The sequence below is a fragment of the Pseudomonas sp. UC 17F4 genome (assembly GCF_900101695.1).
GTDB lineage: Bacteria > Pseudomonadota > Gammaproteobacteria > Pseudomonadales > Pseudomonadaceae > Aquipseudomonas.
Genome location: NZ_FNKV01000001.1, coordinates 3140407 through 3158905 on the forward strand (window position 1 = coordinate 3140407; position 18499 = coordinate 3158905).

The 18499-nt window shown below is 64.7% G+C and carries 17 protein-coding genes and 1 pseudogene; 8 read left to right on the forward strand and 10 right to left on the reverse strand.

Annotated features, from left to right (window positions below; all coding sequences use genetic code 11):
• Positions 1-13 precede the first annotated feature (13 nt).
• From BLR26_RS14535 to BLR26_RS14555, 5 genes are all read right to left on the reverse strand, one after another.
• On the reverse strand, positions 14-406 hold the full coding sequence (locus tag BLR26_RS14535) for a tautomerase family protein (RefSeq protein ID WP_045194041.1): 393 nt from the start codon (positions 404-406) through the stop codon (positions 14-16).
• A gap of 105 nt (positions 407-511) precedes the next feature.
• Positions 512-1369 (reverse strand): 3,4-dihydroxyphenylacetate 2,3-dioxygenase, encoded by an 858-nt coding sequence (hpaD, locus tag BLR26_RS14540; RefSeq protein ID WP_045194040.1) that lies wholly within the window; start codon positions 1367-1369, stop codon positions 512-514.
• Between the two features lie 120 nt (positions 1370-1489).
• Complete coding sequence (hpaE, locus tag BLR26_RS14545; RefSeq protein ID WP_093387496.1) at positions 1490-2950, reverse strand: 5-carboxymethyl-2-hydroxymuconate semialdehyde dehydrogenase; 1461 nt, start codon at positions 2948-2950, stop codon at positions 1490-1492.
• A 5-nt stretch (positions 2951-2955) separates the two neighbouring features.
• Positions 2956-3729, reverse strand: a complete 774-nt coding sequence (locus tag BLR26_RS14550; protein WP_045194039.1) for a fumarylacetoacetate hydrolase family protein — start codon at positions 3727-3729, stop codon at positions 2956-2958.
• Positions 3729-4400 carry a fumarylacetoacetate hydrolase family protein gene (locus BLR26_RS14555; RefSeq protein WP_093381703.1) on the reverse strand — a complete coding sequence of 224 codons (672 nt, stop codon included), beginning with the start codon at positions 4398-4400 and terminating at the stop codon, positions 3729-3731. The genes BLR26_RS14550 and BLR26_RS14555 overlap by 1 nt, the downstream gene beginning before the upstream one ends.
• Positions 4401-4543: 143 nt before the next feature.
• Here BLR26_RS14555 and hpaA point away from each other — a divergent pair, with 143 nt between their 5' ends.
• Positions 4544-5446: a 4-hydroxyphenylacetate catabolism regulatory protein HpaA gene (hpaA, locus tag BLR26_RS14560; protein ID WP_045194037.1), complete on the forward strand. Its 903-nt coding sequence runs from the start codon at positions 4544-4546 to the stop codon at positions 5444-5446.
• Here the strand turns inward: hpaA and BLR26_RS14565 are convergent.
• Genes BLR26_RS14565 through BLR26_RS14575 form a run of 3 tightly spaced genes read right to left on the reverse strand, consistent with a single transcriptional unit; the run spans position 5443 to position 9438 of the window.
• Positions 5443-7002, reverse strand: a complete 1560-nt coding sequence (locus tag BLR26_RS14565; RefSeq protein WP_093381706.1) for an ABC transporter substrate-binding protein — start codon at positions 7000-7002, stop codon at positions 5443-5445. The two genes, hpaA and BLR26_RS14565, sit on opposite strands and share 4 nt — an antisense overlap.
• Before the next feature lie 4 nt (positions 7003-7006).
• Positions 7007-8203: an LLM class flavin-dependent oxidoreductase gene (locus tag BLR26_RS14570; RefSeq protein ID WP_093381709.1), complete on the reverse strand. Its 1197-nt coding sequence runs from the start codon at positions 8201-8203 to the stop codon at positions 7007-7009.
• An 11-nt stretch (positions 8204-8214) separates the two neighbouring features.
• Positions 8215-9438 (reverse strand): lipase family protein, encoded by a 1224-nt coding sequence (locus tag BLR26_RS14575; RefSeq protein WP_093381712.1) that lies wholly within the window; start codon positions 9436-9438, stop codon positions 8215-8217.
• Positions 9439-9712: 274 nt separating this feature from the next.
• On the opposite strand from BLR26_RS14575, the gene BLR26_RS14580 reads away from it, so the two are divergent.
• The 5 genes from BLR26_RS14580 to BLR26_RS14600 all read left to right on the forward strand — a co-directional run bounded on the left by BLR26_RS14580 (position 9713) and on the right by BLR26_RS14600 (position 14395).
• Positions 9713-10786, forward strand: a complete 1074-nt coding sequence (locus BLR26_RS14580; RefSeq protein WP_093381715.1) for a sigma-54 interaction domain-containing protein — start codon at positions 9713-9715, stop codon at positions 10784-10786.
• A 134-nt stretch (positions 10787-10920) separates the two neighbouring features.
• Positions 10921-12603 carry a nitrite/sulfite reductase gene (locus BLR26_RS14585; protein ID WP_093381718.1) on the forward strand — a complete coding sequence of 561 codons (1683 nt, stop codon included), beginning with the start codon at positions 10921-10923 and terminating at the stop codon, positions 12601-12603.
• Positions 12591-13085 carry a DUF934 domain-containing protein gene (locus tag BLR26_RS14590; RefSeq protein WP_093381720.1) on the forward strand — a complete coding sequence of 165 codons (495 nt, stop codon included), beginning with the start codon at positions 12591-12593 and terminating at the stop codon, positions 13083-13085. The genes BLR26_RS14585 and BLR26_RS14590 overlap by 13 nt, the downstream gene beginning before the upstream one ends.
• Positions 13086-13143: 58 nt before the next feature.
• Complete coding sequence (locus tag BLR26_RS14595; protein ID WP_093381722.1) at positions 13144-13650, forward strand: GNAT family N-acetyltransferase; 507 nt, start codon at positions 13144-13146, stop codon at positions 13648-13650.
• Positions 13651-13699: 49 nt separating this feature from the next.
• Positions 13700-14395, forward strand: coding sequence for a glutathione S-transferase N-terminal domain-containing protein (locus tag BLR26_RS14600; protein WP_093381724.1), 696 nt, complete (start codon positions 13700-13702; stop codon positions 14393-14395).
• Between the two features lie 62 nt (positions 14396-14457).
• On the opposite strand, the gene BLR26_RS14605 is transcribed toward BLR26_RS14600, so the two are convergent.
• The gene (locus BLR26_RS14605) at positions 14458-16074 is read right to left on the reverse strand and encodes an inorganic phosphate transporter (RefSeq protein ID WP_093381726.1); all 1617 of its coding nucleotides are present in this window, start codon (positions 16072-16074) and stop codon (positions 14458-14460) included.
• A gap of 128 nt (positions 16075-16202) precedes the next feature.
• On the opposite strand from BLR26_RS14605, the gene BLR26_RS14610 reads away from it, so the two are divergent.
• Together BLR26_RS14610 and BLR26_RS14615 are read left to right on the forward strand one after the other, a co-directional pair.
• Positions 16203-16601, forward strand: coding sequence for a DUF488 domain-containing protein (locus tag BLR26_RS14610; RefSeq protein ID WP_093381728.1), 399 nt, complete (start codon positions 16203-16205; stop codon positions 16599-16601).
• A gap of 18 nt (positions 16602-16619) precedes the next feature.
• The gene (locus BLR26_RS14615) at positions 16620-17051 is read left to right on the forward strand and encodes a GNAT family N-acetyltransferase (protein WP_093381730.1); all 432 of its coding nucleotides are present in this window, start codon (positions 16620-16622) and stop codon (positions 17049-17051) included.
• A 237-nt stretch (positions 17052-17288) separates the two neighbouring features.
• On the opposite strand, the pseudogene BLR26_RS14620 reads toward BLR26_RS14615, so the two are convergent.
• Positions 17289-18497 (reverse strand): annotated as a pseudogene (locus BLR26_RS14620) (right-handed parallel beta-helix repeat-containing protein); the annotation flags it as partial.
• Positions 18498-18499 lie beyond the last annotated feature (2 nt).

Genomic DNA, 18499 nt, shown 5'->3' on the forward strand with positions numbered 1-18499 from the left:
GGGTGGCTGTGGTTCAGCCCGCCTGGTTTTGCAAAAAGGCGTGAACGTTGTTCTGTTTGAAGTTCAGCTGCGGGTGCAGCTCGATCATCTCGAACGACAGCGCCAGCAGGCGTTGGCTTTGCAGCTCGGCAAAGTGCGCGGTGATCACCGCGAACAGCGCCTCGGCGACCTCGGTGCGGGTTTGCAGATCGCGGCCGTGGCCGACCTTGAGGGTCATGTGGACGAAGGCGTAGTCGTGCTTGCCATCGGCCATGCGCCAGCTGTCCAGGCGCACGCCACGGCTGCGGATGCCGCCCAGGGGGAACACGCCGCTGGCGCCCAGGCTGGCGTGGACCTTGGCGAACAGGCCGGGCAGGTCGGCCTGTTGCTCGATGTTGTCGGTGTACTCAATGATGAAATGCGGCATGAAGATCTCCGTTTGAACGGCGGCAAGCGGCAAGCTACAAGCGGCAAGAGCGCGTGCTCTTCGCTTGCAGCTTGTGGCTTGAAGCTTGTGGCTGCTGCCTTCGCGCTACAGCGGGAAGATGGCGTTGATTTGCCCGGTGCCGGAGCTGCCGAACGGCTCGGTCAGGACCTCGACCGGCTTGTTGTAGTCGGCACCGCCAAGCAGGCCCAGGAGCATCGCCGTGTCGTGCATGCCGCCTTCGCCGTAGCAGTGGTTGGCGTAGTCCGGGAGCATCGCGCAGAACTCCTTGAAGCGGCCCTGCTTCCACAGCTCGACCACGCGCAGGTCCATCTGCTTGTCGAATTCGCGGGTCCAGTTGTGGATGTTGGCTTCGGCGTTGCGGTCATCGGAAAAACGGTGCGACAGCGAACCGGAGGCCAGCACCAGCACTTTGCGGTCGCTCTTTTCGATGGCCCGGCGCACCGCGGCGCCGAAGGCGAAGCTGTCTTCCAGGCGGTGCCAAGCGCACCAAGCGGCAATCGACACGACCTTGAACTTGTGCGCGTCGGGCACGTCCATGTGCATGTAGCGCATCGGCACCAGGGTGCCGTATTCAAGCTCAAGGCTTGGGATGTTGTGGGCCAGGGTGCGCACGTCGGCGGCGTTGGCTTCAAGGCCGATCAGCTCGCCCAGTTGCGGGCAGCCGGGGTACTCGAAGTCCATGTTCTTGATGAAGTGCGGCAGCTCGTTGCTGGTGTAGGTGCCCTTGAAGTGTTCGCCACAGTTGATGTGGTAGCCGCTGTTGACCAGCCAGTGGACGTCGAACACCACGGCGGTGTCGGCGCCCAGTTCGCGGGCGCGGCGGCCGATTTCCTTGTGCCCGGCAATCGCCGCCTCGCGGCAGCCATGATGCTTGCCGGGCAGTTCGGACAGGTACATCGAGGGTACGTGGCAGACTTTGGCTGCCAGGACGACTTCGCCCATGATGGAACTCCTGGAAATTGTTGTTCTTGTGTGCGATCGGTTGCGCCTTCATCGCGGGTCAAGCCCGCTCCCACAAGGCAGCCTCAAAACCTGTGGGAGCGGGCTTGCCCCGCGATGCTGTCAGACGCCCCAGCGCGGAATATGGTGACTGCCCATCGAGATACACACGTTCTTGATCTCGGCAAACACCTCGAAGCTGTACTGCCCGCCCTCACGGCCGGTGCCTGAACCCTTGACCCCGCCGAACGGCTGGCGCAGGTCGCGCACGTTCTGGCTGTTGATGAACACCATGCCGGCCTCGATGCCGCGGGCCAGACGATGCGCCTTGCCGATGTCCTGCGTCCAGATGTACGAGGCCAGGCCATACTCGGTGTCGTTGGCCAGTCGCAGCGCCTCGGCTTCGTCCTTGAAGGGGATCAAACACACCACCGGGCCGAAGATTTCTTCCTGGGCGATGCGCATGTTGTTGTTCACGTCGGCAAACACCGTCGGCTGAATGAACTGCCCGCGGGCCAGGTGCGCCGGCAGGTTGGCCGGGCGCTCAAGGCCGCCAGCGAGCAGGGTCGCGCCTTCTTCGATGCCGATCTTGATGTAACCGGTGACCTTGTCATAGTGGGCCTGAGTGATCATCGAGCCTACCTGGGTTTGCGGGTCTTGCGGGTCGCCGACGATCAGGCGCTTGGCCCGCGCGGCAAACTCGGCGACGAACTGCGGGTAGACGCTCTGCTGGATGAAGATACGGCTGCCGGCGGTGCAGCGCTCGCCATTGAGCGAGAAGATGGTGAACAGCGCCGCATCCAGGGCGCGCTCAAGGTCGGCCTCTTCAAAAATCAGCACCGGCGACTTGCCGCCCAGCTCCATGGAGTACTTTTTCAGGCCCGCGGTTTGCATGATCTTCTTGCCGGTGGCGGTGCCGCCGGTGAAGGAGATGGCACGCACGTCCGGGTGGCGCACCAGGGCGTCGCCAGCGGTGGCGCCGTAGCCCTGGATGACGTTGAGCACGCCGTTGGGGATGCCGGCTTCCACCGCCAGGCGCCCCAGTTCGTTGGCGGTCAGCGGTGACAGTTCGCTCATCTTCAGCACTGCGGTGTTGCCCAGGGCCAGGCACGGCGCGGTCTTCCAGGTGGCGGTCATGAATGGCACGTTCCACGGCGACACCAGCCCGCACACGCCCACCGGCTGGTACAGGGTGTAGTTGAGCATCTGGTCGTCGACCGGGTAGGTATGGCCGTCCATGCGTGTGCAGACTTCGGCGAAAAAGTCGAAGTTATGCGAGGCCCGCGGGATCAGTACGTTCTTGGTCTGGTGGATCGGCAAACCGGTGTCGAGGGTTTCAAGCTCAGCCAGGTGCGGCACGTTCTGCTCGATCAGCTCGCCGAGCTTGCGCATCAGCCGCGCGCGCTCCTTGGCCGGGGTGTTGGCCCATTTCGGGAACGCCTCTTTCGCTGCCGCTACCGCCTGGGCCACTTCTTCGGCGCCGCCGCTGGCGACTTCGCCAATGGCCTCGCCGGTGGCCGGGTTGTAGTTGACGAACACGTCTTTGCTTTCGACCTCACGGCCGTTGATCCAGTGTTTGATCATGCTGCTCATGCCTCTTGGCGGTTGAGGGCGAAGAACTCGGCTTCGCTGACAATACGGTTGACCAGGCGCCCGACGCCTTCGACTTCGACCACCACTTCATCGCCCGGCACCACGTCGGCCAGGCCTTCAGGGGTGCCGGTGGCGATCATGTCGCCCGGCTGCAGGGTCATGAAGCTGGACAGGTATTCGATCAGGTAGGGGATGTCGAAAATCATGTCCTTGGTGCTGCCTTGCTGCTTGAGCTCACCGTTGATCCAGGTGCGCAAGGTCAGGTTGGAAGCATCCGGCACATCGGCGACATCGACGATCCACGGCCCGACCGGGGTGGTGGCGTCGCGGTTCTTGACCCGCAGGTTGGGCCGGTAGTAGTTCTCCAGGTAATCGCGAATCGCGTAGTCGTTGCACACCGTGTAGCCGGCCAGGTACTCCAGCGCATCCTCGCGCTTGACGTTGCGCGCAGGCTTGCCGATCACTGCCACCAGTTCGCACTCATAGTGCATGTAGGCGACGTTGTCCGGGCGCCAGCTGACCTGGTTGTGGCCGGTGTAGGTGCCCACCGACTTGACGAACGCCAGCGGTTCGGTGGGCGGCGTGAAGGCAAGCTCGGCGGCGTGGTCGGCGTAGTTCAGGCCCAGGGCGAACATATTGCCGGTGGCCGGTGGCAGCCACTCGACCTGCTGCTCGGCGAGCAAGCGGCCATCGGCCAGGCGCACGGCGTTGTCGGCCTCGACGGTGACGGCGTGGACTTCGCCCTGGTAACGGATACGTGCGTGTTTCATCAGCGCTTCTCCTGCGCGGCAACGATGCTGTTGGTCAGGCGCCCGAGGCCGCTGATCTCGACTTCAACCTGGTCCCCGGGCAGCACATCGACGCGGCCTTCGGGGGTGCCGGTAATCAGCACATCGCCTTCGTGCAGGGTCATGAATTCGCTGATCTCGGCGATCAGCTGGGCGACGCTGCGAACCATGTTGGCGGTGCTGTTGTGCTGGCGCAGGGCGCCGTTGACGAACAGCTTGATGCTCAGTTGCTGCGGGTCGGCGACCTGCGCGGCCGGCACCAGTTCAGGGCCCAGGGCGCAGAAACCGTCGCGGCACTTGGCCTTGACCGCCGGGCGGTAGTAGCTGTCTTCGGGCAGGCTGAATTCGTTGACGATGGTGTAGCCGGCGACATGGCTGAGGGCCTCGTCGACGCTGACCCGGGTGGCACGCTTGCCGATCACCACGCCCAGGGCCGGGCCCGGTTGCAGGTGCTCGATGCCTTGCGGGTAGACCACCGGCTGGCCATGGCCATTGCGGGTGTTGGGGGTCTTGATGAACAGCACCGGCTTGACCGGTGGCTTTTGATAGGGCGGCTTTTCGAATTCGGCGAGACGCTGGTCAAGCAGGCCCTGGTAGTTCAGCGCAACGCCGAACAGGGTACCGCTGGCAGCATCGTGCAAGGCACGGCTCATGGGGTTCTCCTGGCTGGGGCAGGGGCAGGGTCCCTGCTCGAATAATTGTTAATGTGTTAACGTTATAATTAAGATGTTAACGAAATGCAAGCGGCTTGCAGCAGGAGTAAGCTGGCCGCATAACAACAAGCGTGAGCAGGGCCATGCGCGAGCAACAACCAATCCCCAACATCAACATCGGCCAGGTCTACGATCAGCGCTACAGCGATGCCGAGGTGCACTACGACAAGCTCGGCAACCTCGCCGGGTTTTTCGGCCGCAATATGCCGGTGCACCGCCATGACCGGTTTTTCCAGGTGCATTACGTCAAAAGCGGCACGGTGCGGGTGTACCTGGACGACCAGCAGTACGTCGAATCGGGGCCGATGTTTTTCCTTACGCCACCGACCATCCCGCATTCCTTCGTAACCGAACCCGATGCCGACGGCCATGTGCTGACCGTGCGCCAGCAACTGGTCTGGCAGCTACTTGAAGCCGATCCCGGGTTGGCGCCGGGGCCGCAAGTGGCGCCGGCCTGCGTGGCCTTGAGCGGCCTGGAACCAAGCTACGCCGCCGAGGCGCGGCGCCTGGCGCTGCTGTTCGATGAGCTGCACAGTGAAATCAACGCCAGCGCCGCCGGGCGCGGGGCGGCGCTGGAAAGCCTGACGCGGCTGATCATGACCAGCCTGCTGCGCCTGTGCGCGCGCTCGCTGCCGGCGCGGCAAACCCGTCATGAAGACTTGCAGGTGTTTCATCGTTTCAATGAACTGATCGAGGCCCACTACCTTGAGCACTGGCCGCTGGCGCGCTATGCCCAGGGCATCGGCGTCACCGAAGCGCGGCTCAACGAAGTGTGCCGGCGCATCGCCGACCTGCCGTCCAAGCGCCTGATTCTCGAACGCCTGATGCAGGAAGCACGGCGCCTGCTGCTGTACACCGGCAGCTCGGCCAACGAGATTTGCTACCGCCTGGGCTTCAAAGACCCGGCGTACTTCAGCCGGTTCTTTTTGCGCTATGCGCAGCTGACGCCGGGGGAGTACCGTCAGCGTCAGGCTGGATTGCGCTAGGCCTGGCCGCGCAGCCAGAGGTTGTCGAAACGCCAGGTGCTGAACAGTGTCTGCTCGGCTGCGGCGCCGCCGACCTGGCGCGAAAACGCATCGAGCAGATTCACATAGCCCCAGATCAGCAAGCCGCCGCGCTCATACTGAATCTGCTGGGCCTGGTGCACCAGCGCGCTGCGCTTGGCCAGGTCCGGCTGGGCCATGGCCTGGAGGAACAGTTCGCTGAACTGCGGGTCGTTGAAGTGGGTCTTGTTGGCCACGGCGAAGGGCGCGTCGATGTGCATGGCGCTGGCCAGAAACGGTGCGCCGATGGTGCCGCCAGTGCTCAGTTGCCACTGGTCGTGCTGCGGGCCGTCGAAGGTGGCCTGGTCGACCTGGCGCACCTTGAGGTTCACACCGATGGCCTTGGCCTGTTCGGCGAACACCAGCGCCGAGGCCAGGGCCGGGCCGCTGGTGGTCACCAGCTCGACTTGCAACTGCTCGTAGCCGGCTTCGCGCAGCAATTGCGCCGCCCGTTGCGGGTCATGGGGGCGCGGGCCGAGGCTGTGGTTGAAGGTCGGGTCATCAGGTGCGTACAGGTCGTTGGCCACCCGGCCCTGGCCGTTCAAGGCACGGCGCACCAGCTCCGGGCGGTCGGCGAGGAGGCGAAAGGCTTCGCGCACCTTGGGGTTGTCGAACGGCGGTTTGCTGGTGTTCATTTCGAACGAAAGCCAGTTGCCGCTGACCGAAGTCACCAGTTGCAGGCGCGGGTCGCGTTCGATGATCTGCAGCTGCTCGCTGGGCAGGCCGTTGGCCATGTCGATCTGCCCGGCGCGCAAGGCCGCCAGGCGCGAGACCTGGTCTTTGAAGTCGATGATCTCCAGTTCGTCGGCGTAGGGTTTGCCGTCCTTGTAGTAGTTCTCGAAGCGGCTGAACACCGAGCGCTGGCCGGGGCTAAAGCTTTTCAGCTTGTACGGCCCGGCACCCACCGGGTTGGTCACCGGGTGGTAATCGACCGGGACGATGCCGCCGAAGTTGACCCAGGTTTCGGCCAGCGGCAGGTAGCTGCGCCCGTCCTTGAAGCGGATGCGCACGGTGCGTGCGTCGAGTTTCTCCAGGTTGTCGCGATCGACCCAGTGCAGCAGCGCGGCGTAAGGCGACGCCAGTTGCGGGTCGGTCAGGCGGCGAATGGAAAAGATCAGGTCGTCGGCATCGATGCTCTTGCCGTTGTGAAACTCAAGGCCCTGAAGCAGGCGCACGGTCCAGCTGCTGGCGTCGGCGCTGGCTTCGGCTTCTTCAGCCAGGGCCAGGCGCGGCTGCATCTGCTCGTCCCATTCCCACAGCTTGCTGTACAGGGCAAAGCCGCGGACGATGCCGCTGCCGATCGGTTTGTGGGCATCGAGGTTGCCGACCTGACCGCCGGCCAACACGCCCAGGCGCAGGCGCCCGCCGTGGCGCGGCTGGTCGCTGGCCGGGCTGCTGGCGGCCGGTGCGTCAGGGCCGCAGCCGCTGAGTAGCAGGCCGCCGCCCAGCGCCAGGCTGTAGCCGAGAAAGCGTCGGCGCTGCTGATCGAAAAGGTCCATGGCCTCAGGCTCCTGCTGCACCCAGGGCTGGCGCCTGGGTGTCGATGCGCTTGAGCGGCGCCCGTTCGCCGCGAAAGTGCGGGAGGATGTGCTCGCCCAGGCGGTAGGCTTCTTCCAGGTGCGGGTAGCCAGCGAGGAAGAACAGGTCGATGCCCAGCGCGTTGTACTCGCGAATCCGCGCCACCACGTTGGCGTAGCTGCCGACCAGCGCCAGGCCCGGCGGAATGCCGATGTAACCAAAACCGGCCCAGACGTTGGGGTAGATGAAAAAGTCGTCGAACGGCCGGGTTTCGTCCTTGGCCGCGTACTCGTTTTCGTAGCTGAGCTTGCGCGCGGTGCGCAGCCCGGCATGGGCGGCCACAGCCTTGACCGCACCTTTGGCCACGCCTTCGTCGAAGAAGCGCCTGGCCTCGGCCAGTGCCTGGGCTTCGGTCTCGCGGGTAATCACATCGATCGACAGGCCGAAGCGGATATTGCTGCGGCCATGCTTGAGCGCGCGCTTGCGAATGTCGGCTATCAGCGTGCGGATCTCGTCCGGGTGCTCGGCGCGCATCAGGTAGAAGTCGGCGTGGCGGGCGGCGAATTCCCGCGCGGCGATCGACGAGCCGGCGGTGCAGATCAGCGGCAACTCGGCCTTTTTCTGCGGGCCGCGCAGGCCGCCACCTTCGGCCTTGTAGAAGCGCCCCTGGTAGTGGAAGTTCTCCGAGTGCCAGTAACCCTTGACCACGTCCATGAACTCGGTGGCGCGCTCGTAACGTTCATCGTGGTCGCTGAAGTCGCCAACCTGGCGCTGCACGCTATCCGAGCCGCCATTGATGATGTTCCACACCAGGCGGTTGCCGCTGGCGCGCTGGTAGGTCGCCGCTTGCTGCACCGCGATCCAGGGCGTGTAGTGGTAGGGCTGGAAGGCGGTGACGTAGCTCAACGTGCGGGTTTCGCGGGCCAGCAGCGAGCACACTGTCCAGGGCTCTTCGCCGGACGGCGCGTTGACCATCAGCGCGCCACCGAAGCCGTTGATTTCGGCGGCGCGGGCGATCTGCCCGAGGTAGTCGATGTAGGTGAAGTGATCACCTACGGCAAAGTTCGACACGGCGCCGGTGCTGTCGCCGCCGGCATGCCAGTCGCCGCGGTTGCGCGGGTCGCCGGGGAGGAACTGGGTTTCGCCGTGCAAGGGCAGGCGGGTGAAGAATTCAATGCTCACGGTCAGCGTCCTTATTGCACGGTGGGGTTGCAGAGGGGGGCGATGGGCTGGTCGTTGAACACCTTGCGGGCAAACGGCAGCGAGTCCTTGAGCGAGGCGTTGACCGTCTCGCTGTGGCCCAGACCCTTGTACAGGTGGCCTTCGACGATCGAGCCGGTCTTGCAGGCGTCCTGCATCAGCGCCACCTGGGTGGCAGCCGCCGGGGTCTTGTCTTCGGCGCCGGTGCCGATGAAGATCGGCTGGGCGAGTTTCAGGGTCGGGTAGGAGACTTGCGCCAGCCACGGCTTGAGCTGCTCGCCGTTGTTGGCCTTGCGGGTGTTGGCCGGGGTCAGGCCGGTGCCGAGCACATCGGCCACCAGCGACGACAGACAAGTGCTGCGCGCTTGTTCGAACAGCGGCAGGGCCTTGTCGGTGTAGAAGTCGCGTGGGTCGATGCTCGGGTCGTACTGCTGCGCCGCCAGCAGGGTGTAGAAACCGTAGGCCAGCGAGGCGTCGACCTTGTCCTGGTCCTGTTCGCCGACGTTCTTGGCGCCGACGGTGTAGATCACCCCGGTGCCGACGCTGCCCTTCAGGCCCAGGTCCGGGGCATAGGTGGGCGCATAGGCGGCCGAGGCGAAGGCGCCGGCGCCGCCCTGGGACTGGCCGACCACCAGCACCTTGTTGGCCAGCCCCGGCACCCCGGCGATCACCGCGCGGGCGGCATCGAGGATGCCGTAGGCGGCCATGCGGTTGTTCAGCAGCGGATGGCCGCCGGGCACGCCCAGGCCCTGGTAGTCGGTGGCGACGATGGCGTAGCCCTCGTTGAGCCAGCGCGTCAGGTACTGCACGTCGCGGTAAGAGCGCCCGGCCCAGGACGGCGCGCAGACATCCGCCACGCCCACAGTGCCATGGCCCCAGGTCACTACTGGCCAGCCGCCTGCCGGCGCCTGGCCTTTGGGGATGAACAGCGCGCCGGAGACCGCCACCGGGGTCTTGCCGTCGATGCCGTCGGTAGAGCTGTAGAGAATGCGCAGTTGCGAGGCGGTGCCAGGCAGGCTCAGGGTCTTTTCCAGCGGTTCGCTGCGCAGCAGTTTGCCCGGTTTGCCAGGGATCGCCTGGCTCCAGCTGTAGAACGCCGAGACCCGGCCATCGCCTTGCAGCGCGTCGGGCTTTGGCGCGAAGGTTTCTGCGGCCACGGCGCTGAGCGACAGGGCCAAAAGGCTCAGGCCAAAGGCGAAAGTTTTTTCCAGTTTCATCGAGAGGTCCTTGCACGGTGCGTTTGCCAGGCTTGAGCGAAATGCGTGCCAGGGCGCTGCAGGGCCCGGTTTTGCGGGGCCGAAATGCCTTCAAGGGCAATCCTGGCGGCGCGTCGATGCTGGCTGGCAGCCACGGGTTGCTGGGCGACTGCTGCTGTGGCAGCAGCGTCAAGTGCATATCTCTAATTGGAATATATAAATACTAATTAATAATTATTTGTTCTAATTTGTTTCGGGCACTATGGCCCTGCGCTTTCACTGCCAGGAATGCACCATGTCGCTGATAACCCATCCCCATGCCCGGGAACTGACCAAATCCGTACGCGCCACCGTTCTGGTGTTCAAGGACCCGCGATCCCAGGAACTGCTCAGCCGCATCGAACGCCTGGCGCCGAGTGAAGCCAACACCCTGATCATCGGCGAGACCGGCACCGGCAAGGAGCTGGTCGCCCGCCATATCCATCAACTCAGCCGCCGCGGGCGCGAGCCGTTCGTGGCGGTCAACTGCGGCGCCTTCGCCGAAACCCTGGTCGAGAGCGAACTGTTCGGCCACGAGAAGGGCGCCTTTACCGGTGCCACCAACAGCAAGGCCGGTTGGTTCGAAGCGGCCAATGGCGGCACGCTGTTCCTCGATGAAATCGGCGACCTGCCGTTGAACATGCAGGTGAAATTACTGCGCGTGCTGCAGGAGCGCGAAGTGGTGCGCCTCGGTTCGCGCACACCGATCCCGATCAACGTGCGCCTGGTGGCGGCGACCAACGTCAACCTCGCCGATGCGGTGGTGGCCGGGCATTTCCGTGAAGACCTGTTCTACCGCCTGCACGTGGCAACCATCCGCCTGCCGCCGCTGCGCGAACGGCCTGGGGATATCCTGCCGCTGGCTGAGTTTTTCCTTGAAGAGCACTGCCAGCGCCTGGGTTACAGCCGCGCCAGCCTGAGCCTGGAAAGCGAACGCAAGCTGCTCTCGCACAGCTGGCCGGGCAACATCCGCGAGCTGGAAAACGCCATTCACCATGCGCTGCTGGTGTGCCGGCAACAAGTGGTGCAGCCGGCCGACCTGCACCTGGTGGACATGCGCTCGGTGGGCATCCGCCAGGAAGAACACAGCCAGCCGCTGCGTATCGCCAGCGAGCCGCCAAGCCTTGAAGCGGCGCTGACGGCGCTGTTCGAGCAGAACATCCCGGACTTGTACGAGCATATCGAGCAGACGGTGTTTCGCAGCGCGTACCGCTTCTGCCATGGCAATCAGTTGCAGACCGGGCGCTTGCTGAATATCAGCCGCAACATCGTGCGCGCGCGGCTGGAGAAAATTGGTGAGTTGAAGCGCACGGACGGTGTCGCCCTTTAGGGCCTCATCGCGGCGACCCGACTTGCCCCGCGATGCTTAAAGTCCATCTGATCCGTATAATTACCGCCAACCTGAATCTGTAACTCAGTACACCCAAAAGCCATAGTAACGGCCTCCCTGATGAGGTCCGAACCATGTATCAGTATGACGAGTATGACCGTGCGCTGGTGTTCGAGCGCGTGGCGCAATTTCGCGATCAGGTGCGCCGGTTCATCGCTGGCGAACTGAGTGAAGAAGAGTTCCTGCCCCTGCGCCTGCAAAACGGCCTGTACCTGCAAAAGCATGCCTACATGCTGCGCGTGGCCATTCCCTACGGCACCTTGGGTGCCCGGCAGCTGCGCACCCTGGCGCAGATCGCGCGCGAGTACGACCGTGGCTACGGCCACTTCACCACGCGCCAGAACATCCAGTTCAACTGGATCGAACTGGCCCAGGTGCCGGACATCCTCCAGCGCCTGGCCGAGGTCGAGATGCATGCGATCCAGACCTCCGGCAACTGCGTGCGCAATATCACCACCGAGGCCTTCGCCGGGGTGGCCGCCGACGAGTTGCTCGACCCGCGGCCGCTGGCCGAGATCCTGCGCCAGTGGTCGACCATCAACCCCGAATTCCTGTTCTTGCCGCGCAAGTTCAAGATCGCCATCTGCTCGGCCATCGAAGACCGCGCAGCGATCATGATGCATGACATCGGCCTTTATCTTTACCGCGACGGCCGTGGCCAGATGTGCCTGCGGGTGATGGTCGGCGGCGGCCTGGGGCGCACGCCGATCCTCGGTTTGCAGATTCGCGAAGGGCTGGCGTGGCAGCACCTGTTGTCCTACGTCGAAGCCATCTTGCGCGTGTACAACCGCCATGGCCGGCGCGACAACAAGTACAAGGCGCGGATCAAGATCCTGGTCAAGGCGCTGGGCATCGAGGCGTTCTCCCGCGAGGTGGAGGAGGAGTGGCAACACATCAAGGACGGCCCGGCGCAACTGACCGAGGACGAATTCCAGCGTGTCGCCGCCGCCTTCGAACCACCGGCCTACGACAGCGTCATCGATGATGAGCTGGCCTACGACACCCACCTGGCCCAGGATCACGCCTTCGCCCGCTGGGTGGCCTGCTGCGTCAAGGCGCACAAGGTCCCGGGTTATGCCAGCGTGGTGCTCTCGACCAAACCGGGCGATGCCTCGCCACCGGGCGACCTGACCGATGCGCAGATGGATGCGGTGGCCGACTGGTCGGAGCAGTTCGGTTTCGGCGAGATCCGTATTGCCCACGAGCAGAACCTGATCCTTCCCGACGTGCGCAAGCGCGACCTGCACGCGCTGTGGCGCCTGGCCTGCGAGCGCGGCCTGGGCACCGCCAACATTGGCCTGCTGACCGACATCATCGCCTGCCCGGGCGGCGACTTCTGCGCCCTGGCCAACGCCACCTCGATCCCGATTGCGCAGTCGATCCAGCGCCGCTTCGATGATCTTGACTACCTGCACGACCTGGGTGAGCTGAGCCTGAATATCTCCGGCTGCATCAACGCCTGCGGCCACCACCACATCGGCAACATCGGCATCCTCGGCGTCGATAAAAACGGCAGCGAGTGGTACCAGGTGACCCTCGGTGGCGCCCAGGGCAAGCACAGCACCTTGGGCAAGGTCATCGGCCCGTCGTTCAGTGCCGCCGAGATCCCCCAGGTGATCGAGCAGATCATCGCCACCTACTGCGCTTATCGCGAACTGGACGAACCCTTTGTCGACACCGTGCGCCGGGTCGGCCTGGAGCCTTTCAAGGAACGTGTCTATGCCAAGCGCCCTGAGGAGCTGATATGCGTAATGTGATTGGCCTGCGCAACGGTGAAGCGCAGTTGATCGAGGACGATCCCTGGCAGCTGTTGCGCGAACCCGGCGAGCTGCTGCCTGACGGCCTGGTGATCTTGCCCCTGGCCAGCTGGATTGCCCGCCGTACCCAGCGGCCCTTCGGCCGTGATGGCGTGTTGCTGGGCCCGGACGACGAGCTCGAGCCGCTGCGCCCGTGGCTGCCCCAGGTGCCACTGATTGCCGTGGATTTCCCGAGCTTTCGCGACGGTCGTGGCTACAGCCAGGCCTACCTGCTGCGCAGCCGCCTGGGCTGGCATGGCGAGCTGCGCGCGGTGGGCGACGTGCTGCGTGACCAGCTCAGCCATATGCGCCAGTGCGGTTTCGACAGCTATGCCGTGCGCCAAGACAAGTGTGCCGAGGATGCCCTCAAGGGCCTGGCCGGCATGAGCGTGCTGTACGGGCGTTCGGTGATCGAACCACGGCCGCTGTTTCGTCGGCGCTGACGCCGTCGCCGGGTTCGGGCTACCATGCCGGATCGCCCGTTCGACAGGATGTTGCTGCATGCCATTCACTACCCGCGTTGCCCGGCCCAGTGATGCCGAGGCGCTGAGCATCATCGCTGGCCAGACCTTTGCCCTGGCCAGCCCGCCAGACGCTGCCGCCCCGGCATTGCAGGCGTACATCGACACGCAGTTGCAGCCCGAGCACTTTGTCTTGCACCTGCTCAATCGGCGCAAGCGCCTGCGCGTGCTCGAGCACTTGGGCGCGGTGGTGGGCTACAGCCTGGTCGACAGCACACCCGAGGTATTGGGAATTGCTGAAGCGGACGGCTTGCCGGAGCTCAGCCGCTGCTACGTGCTACCCGAGCACCATGGCCACGGCGGCGCCCAGCGGCTGCTCGACGACACCCTGGCGCAGGTGAGCGGCGCCATTCGCCTGACCGTCAACGAACAAAACGCCCGGGCGATCCGCTTCTACCAGCGCAATGGCTTTAACAAGGTCGGCGAGGCCGTGTTCGAATGCGGGCCGGAGCGTCATCGTGACTGGGTGATGGTCGCGCGGCGTTGATAAAACTGGTTAAAGTGTCGTTCACCTCTTATTGCTCAAGGTTGTGTTCATGACTGATCTCAGCGCATTCCCGATCACCCGCAAATGGCCGGCCAAACAGCCCGAGCTGCTGCAGCTGTATTCGCTGCCCACGCCCAACGGCGTCAAGGTGTCGATCATGCTCGAGGAGATCGGCCTGGCCTACGAGGTGCACAAGGTCAGCTTCGAGAGCAATGACCAGCTCACCCCCGAATTTATCTCCCTGAGCGCCAACAACAAGATCCCGGCGATCCTCGACCCCAACGGCCCGGGCGGCCAGCCGCTACCGCTGTTCGAGTCCGGGGCGATCCTCATCTACCTGGCGGAAAAAACCGGCAAGCTGCTGCCGGCCGACCCGGCCAAGCGCTACCAGACCCTGCAGTGGCTGATGTTCCAGATGGGCGGCATCGGGCCGATGTTCGGCCAGATAGGGTTCTTCAACAAGTTCGCCGGCAAGGACTATGAAGACAAGCGCCCGCGTGACCGCTATGTGGCCGAGTCGCGGCGTTTGCTCGGGGTGCTCGACAAGCGTCTTGAAGGGCGCGACTGGGTGATGGACGAGTACAGCATTGCCGACATCGCCATTGTGCCCTGGGTGCGCAACCTGATCGGTTTTTATGAGGCGGGCGAGCTGGTGGGCTTTGACGATTTTGCCAACGTCAAGCGCGTGCTCGCGGCGTTTGTCGCGCGGCCGGCGGTGGAGCGGGGGCTGAAGATCCCAGCTTAGCGCCTTATCGCGGGGCAAGACCGCTCGCACATACCTGTGGGAGCGGGCTTGCCCCGCGATGACTAAAACACCTGCCGAAACACCCAGTACAACCCCCCGGCCAGCACAATCGCCGCCGGCAAGGTCAGCACCCAGGCCATCAGCAGGTTGAACAGGGTGCGCATCTGCAAGCCCGAGCCATTGGCAACCATGCTCCCGGCCACCCCGGACGACAGCACGTGGGTGGTCGACACCGGCAGCCCGTACATGTCCGCCGCGCCAATGGTGCACATCGCCACCAGTTCCGCCGAGGCGCCCTGGGCGTAGGTCAGGTGGGTCTTGCCGATCTTCTCGCCGACGGTCACCACGATGCGCCGCCAGCCGACCATGGTCCCCAGCCCCAGGGCGATGGCCACGGCGATCTTCACCCACAACGGAATGTAGCGGGTGGCGCTGTCGATTTGTTGCTTGAACAGCTGCACCTTGGCCCGGGTATCGGCATCGAACCGCGCCAGCTGGTGCTTGTCGATCAGGCGGATGGCCTCGGAGGTCAGGTACATGTCGTTGCGCACGTTGGCCATGGCCTCAGCGGGCACCCGGTTGAGCGAACCGTAGCCTTTGACTTCGCTGCCGATCATCCCGGCCAGCGCCGCCAGGGCCGGCAGCAGTTCGTCGCTGGCCTGTGGCTGGCGGATGAAGGCGCTGAGGGTCTGTCGTGGGTCCGCCGGCGCTGCTTGCGGGGCGCTGCGCTGCAAAGCCTGCTGGGTGACCTCGGCGACGGCGGCGAACTGCAGCGACTGGTCGGCCGGCATGGTCCGGTTCAGGGCATAGGCCATGGGCAGGGTGCCGACCAGGATCAGCATGATCAGGCCCATGCCTTTTTGCCCGTCGTTGGAGCCATGGGCGAACGACACCCCGGTGCAGGTAAGGATCAACAGCCCGCGAATCCACCAGGGCGGCGGCGTGTTGCCGACCGGCGCCTGGTACAGCTCGCGGCGCTTGACCAGCATGCGCAGGGCCAGCAGCAATAGCGCCGCGCAGGTAAAGCCCACCAGCGGCGAGAGCAGCAGCGAATAGCCGACCTTGCTGGCCTGGGCCCAGTCCACGCCGCTGGTGCCGTCGCGCCCGTGCATCAGTGCGTTGGCGATACCAACGCCGATGATCGAGCCGATCAAGGTATGCGAGGACGAAGCCGGCAGGCCCAGCCACCAGGTGCCCAGGTTCCAGATGATCGCCGACAGCAGCAGGGCGAACACCATCGAGAAGCCGGCCGAAGAGCCAACCTGCAAAATCAGCTCCACCGGCAGCAAGGCGATGATGCCGAAGGCCACCGCGCCGCTGGACAGCAGCACGCCAAGAAAATTGAAACAGCCAGACCACACCACGGCCACCGACGGCGGCAACGAATGGGTGTAGATCACCGTGGCGACGGCGTTGGCGGTGTCGTGAAAACCGTTGACGAACTCGAAGCCCAGGGCAATCAGCAACGCCAGGCCGAGCAGCAGGAAGGGGGTCCAGGTGGTGACGACGGTGCCGGTGGCGTCGATGTCGCGCAACACGCTCCAGGCGGTATATACAAGGCCGGCCACCAGCAGGCCGAAAAACAGGGTCAGGGTGGTACGGCCGGGTTTGTGATCCAGACGTGGGCGTGGATCGTGGTTGGCCAGCGATGGGCTGCCAGCCAGGGTCGGGGTGGTCATGATGACGGGTCCGGGTTACCAGAAAGGGTCTAGCCTTGCCCGGCCATGATAAAAACAATCGGTGACAGCACCGTGACCTCGGTCAAGGAAAGTCCTAGGATCAAGGGACCTGCCGATGGAGGGTAACGATGATCCGTTGCAAACGCGTTTATGACCCGCAGGACGCTGCCGATGGCCAGCGGGTGCTGGTCGACCGCCTGTGGCCGCGCAACACGCGCAAGGACCAGCTGCAGGCCCTGTGGCTGCCGCAGGTGGCGCCGTCAACGGCGTTGCGCCAGGCGTTTCATCAGGGTGAAGTGGACTTTGCCGGCTTTGCCCAGCGTTATCGCCAGGAGCTGGCGGCGCAGCCGGCACACTGGTGGAAACTGCTGGGCATGGCCGGGCAGGGCGATCTGACCTTGCTGTATGCCGGCAAGGACACCGGGCACAACAATGCCACGGTGCTGGCGCAATGGCTTGAGGATGAGCTGGAGCGCCAGGGGCCGGGGAGTTCGCCGGTGTGTTATGCCGACGAGTTCAAACCTTGACCCGCGAAGAGAACCACTATGACTGTGCAACTGACCCCCGCCACCGACCAGCACCGCACCTTCGCCCGCGACCTCACCCGGCGGGCCATGCTGCCCTATTACTGCGAGTTCGACCTGCTCTGGCAGGAAGAAGCCTTCGACCAGGCCTGGGGGTGGCGCGAGCAATGGCTGATCAGCGACGCCGAACAGCCGCTGGGTTACTTCAGCCTCAGCCAGGACCGCCAGGCCCTGTTCATCCGTGAACTGCACCTGCTCGAAGGTTTTCGCGGCCGCGGCATCGGCAGCTGGGTATTAACGCAACTGGCCGTCTGGACCGGCCAACGGCACTTGCCGCTGCTGCGTCTGATGGTGTTCAGGAGCAACCCGGCACGCTTGCTGTACCTGCGCGAGGGCTTTGTCTGCGTCGGCGAAGACGAGTGCTTTTTGCGCATGCAGCGGGCGATCACTTAGCTCGACCCGTACTACGCAGCCCTGGCGTTGGGTCGCCTCAAGCAGCAGGCTCTGCACCGGTAACAGGTCGCCAATCAGCAGGTTCTGCAAAATCGGCTTGCCCTCGAAGGTGTTCGGCCCCAGCACCACCTGCTGCACACCCTCGACCCGCACCACCGCCTTGCCGACCTTGCCCAGGGTGTTGCCGCTCAAGGTCAGGGGGCCGGCCAGCGGCGTGGCATTGCGCAGGCTGACGGCGTACTCCGGGCTGTTGCCGATGCGGTTGCCGATCAGGCTGACGGCGCCGACCTCGCTGGCATCCACGGCGCTGCCCTGGCTGTTGCCGATCAGGTTGTCGCTGATCAGCAACGGTGCGGCTGCGCTCGGCGTCAGGTTGCGCAGCTGGATGCCGTTGCCCCGGCTATCGCCAATCAAGTTGCCGCTCAGTAGCAGGGCACCCTGTTGCTCGCTGACTTCGATGGCCGCCTTGTGCGCGCCAAGGATCAGGTTGTGCTCGATACGTGCGCGGGTCTGGCCGCGCAGGCGGATGCCGCTGTTGTTGTCGATGCCGCGTAGCTGGTTATTGCGTACCACGACCTGGCTGTCGCGCACGTCGATGGCGTACTGCTGGGACTGGCCGAACTGGCTGTTGTCGATCTGCGCCTGGCTGTGTTGCAGCTCTACCGCGCTGGACAGTTCATTGAACTGGCTGTCGCGGATGATCAGCGTGGCCGGGCGGGTAGAGGCTCCCTGCTGGCTGCTCAGGGCGGTGCTCAGGCCGCGCGAGAGGTTGGCGTTGTAGCCCAGGCGGTTGAGGGTCGAGCCGATCACCTGGGTGTGGCTACCGGCCCAGGCCACCACGAACGGCCGCCAGGCGCGCTCGGTGCTGCCGGGCTTGTCGCCGGCGACGCTCTCCAGGCGCGATTGGTTCAGGCCCAGCCAGCCCTGGTTGATCAGCGCCGTGCCGGAGTAGCTGTACAGGTACAGGCTGGTGCCTTCGAGCAACAGGCCGCCGTCGCTGGCGATCACCAGCGGGTAGCTGAGCAGGTAGCCGTCCTTGTAGCGCTTGATGATCTTCGGGTCGTTGAGGGCATCGTGCAACTGCGCCAGGCTGACGCTGCCGCCGCGCACCAGCACTGCTTGCGGGTGATGCGCCTGGTAGCCGGCGATGGCGCGGAACAGGCCGTTGTTGACGAACGGCTCGAACGGCCAGCTGCCGGCCTGTGACGAGAACATCGGTTGCAGGCTGACACTGGCGCGGCCGGCCGGGCGCGGACGTTCGCTGACCTGCAGTTGCACGGCCTGGCTGACCTGTTGCTGCAACTGCTGCAGGTCGCGCTGGTGTTCGACGCTGTCTACCGGGCTCAGTGTTTGCTGCAGCGGCAAGCTCTGGCTGGCAGCCTGGGTCAGGGCGCTGAACAGCAGCGCCAGGCAGGAAAGGGTAAGCGGGCGGGCAAGCATGGCCATGA